The organism is Glycomyces dulcitolivorans (genome assembly GCF_003265355.1).
Classification (GTDB): Bacteria; Actinomycetota; Actinomycetes; order Mycobacteriales; family Micromonosporaceae; genus Glycomyces; species Glycomyces dulcitolivorans.
Genome location: NZ_QFRW01000038.1, coordinates 1 through 2,002, shown reverse-complemented (window position 1 = coordinate 2,002; position 2,002 = coordinate 1). Strand labels below are relative to the sequence as shown.

The following is a 2,002-nucleotide window of genomic DNA, read 5'->3' as shown; positions in this document are numbered from 1 at the left end:
GTCCAAGACGCCCGCCAAGGATCTGCAAGCGGCGTAAGCGAACACGACGGCGGCCCCGCGAGGAATCGCGGGGCCGCCGTCGTTCGTCCTATGCGGACAGCGCGATGCCGTCGAGGATGTCGTGCTCGCTGATGAGGACCGCGTCGATCCCGCTGCGCTCCATGATCGTGCGCAGCACCAGCGCGCCGCCGACGATGACGTCGGCGCGGCCCGGGTGCATGACCGGGATCGCCAGGCGCGCGGCGTGGTCGGCCGCGGCCAGGTCGGCGGTGGTCTTCGCGACCTGCTCGTACGACAGGCGGGTGCCGTCGATGGCGTCCGCGTCGTACTCCGGCAGGCCCAAGGCGATTCCGGCGACCGTGGTCGCGGTCCCGGCGACGGCCACCAGCTCGGTCGCCTCGCGGCCCGCGTCGGCCACGGCCAGCGCGCCGTCCACGATCGCGGTGATGTCGACGACCGCGGCGTCGATCTCCTCGGGGCTCGGCGGGTCGGCGCGGAAGTGGCGCTCGGTCATGCGCACGCAGCCGACGTCGACGGAGATCGCCGCGACGACCTCGGTGCCGGTGCCGCGCACGAACTCGGTGGAGCCGCCGCCGATGTCGATGAGGAGGCGCTGGCCGTCGTGAGCGGGGAGGGTGGCGACGGCGCCGGTGAAGGACAGCCGGGCCTCCTCGTCGCCGGAGATGACCTCGGGGGCCTGGCCGAGGACGGCCTCGACCATGGCGGTGAAGTCGGCGGCGTTGGCGGCGTCGCGGCTCGCGGAGGTGGCGACCATGCGGACCGTCTCGACCTCGTGCTCGCGGATCTGCGCGGTGTAGTCGGCGAGCGCGGTGCGGGTGCGCTCGATGGCGGCCTCGGAGAGGCGCCCGGTCTGGTCGACGCCTTCGCCGAGGCGCACGACCTCCATGCGGCGCACGACGTCGCGCAGGCGCCCGTCGTCGCCGATGTCGGCGATGAGGAGGCGGATGGAGTTGGTGCCGCAGTCGATGCCGGCGACGCGTCGGGTGCTCATTCGGCGTCCTTCGTTGCGCAGCTGGAGTTCCGCCACCACTCGGGCAGCAGGTCGATGGCCTCGTCGCCCATGGGGCTGACGCCGGGGCCGGCGGCGAGGGCGTGGCCGACGAGGGCGTGGAGGCACTTGACGCGGTCGGGCAGGCCGCCGGCGGAGACGCCGGCGATCTCGGGGACGTCGCCGAGGCGGGCGCGGCGGGCGAGGTAGTCGTCGTGGGCGCGCCGGTGGTGCTCGGCCAGGTCGGGGTCGGCGCCGAGCCGCTCGTTCATGTCCTTCATGACGCCGCCGCCTTCGAGGCGCCCGATCGCGGAGGCGGCCTTGGGGCAGGTCAGGTAGTAGGTGGTCGGGAACGGCGTGCCGTCGGGCAGGCGCGGCTCGGTCTCGACGACGGCGGGCTGGCCGCAGGGGCAGCGCCAGGCGACGGCGTGCGCGCCGCGGATGGGGCGTCCCAGCTGGGCGGAGACGGCGGCCGCGTCGGCCTCGGTGACTTCTTGAGGCGCTTGGGGCCACGCTTCCGGCTTCACTGGATCACTCCGCTGGTTCCTCGGTTTCCTCTGGGTCGAGCTGGTCGGCGTCTTCAAAGGTAGCGGCCAGCTCTTCGTACCAGGCCTGGTCGGCCCCGGTTTCGTCGTCCTCGCCACCGGTGTGCTTGGGGTCGTCCTCGTCGATGACGATGACGAGGTCCTCGCCGGGGGGCACGAGCAGGAGGCTGGAGCGGATCTGCGCCTTGACGTACTCGGGGTCGTCCCATTTGAGGCGCTCGGCTTCGAGGTCCTCGATGCGGTCCTGCTGCTCGGACTGCTCGGCTTCGAGGCGGTTGATCTCGATGCGCTGCTCGACGTAGGTGCGCAGGGGGTAGGCGTACGCGAGGGCGAGCGCGGAGAGGACGAGGGCGAGGACGGCGGCGCGGCGGGAGACCTTGCGGGCGGGCCGGTACCGGACCCGCTTGACCTCGGCCCGCCCGGCGGCGCCGGGCGCGGGGCGCCGGGC

The 2,002-nt window shown here is 73.6% G+C and carries 3 protein-coding genes; all 3 read right to left on the bottom strand.

Going from position 1 to position 2,002, the window contains the following annotated elements; translation table 11 throughout:
• Positions 1 to 88: 88 nt before the first annotated feature.
• Complete coding sequence (locus DI269_RS02205) at positions 89 to 1,012, bottom strand: Ppx/GppA phosphatase family protein (RefSeq protein WP_112133515.1); 924 nt, start codon at positions 1,010 to 1,012, stop codon at positions 89 to 91.
• Positions 1,009 to 1,536 carry a DUF501 domain-containing protein gene (locus DI269_RS02200; protein WP_112133514.1) on the bottom strand — a complete coding sequence of 176 codons (528 nt, stop codon included), beginning with the start codon at positions 1,534 to 1,536 and terminating at the stop codon, positions 1,009 to 1,011. The genes DI269_RS02205 and DI269_RS02200 overlap by 4 nt, the downstream gene beginning before the upstream one ends.
• A 4-nt stretch (positions 1,537 to 1,540) precedes the next feature.
• A partial coding sequence (locus DI269_RS02195) for an FtsB family cell division protein (RefSeq protein ID WP_112133513.1) occupies positions 1,541 to 2,002 on the bottom strand: 462 nt, incomplete at its 5' end.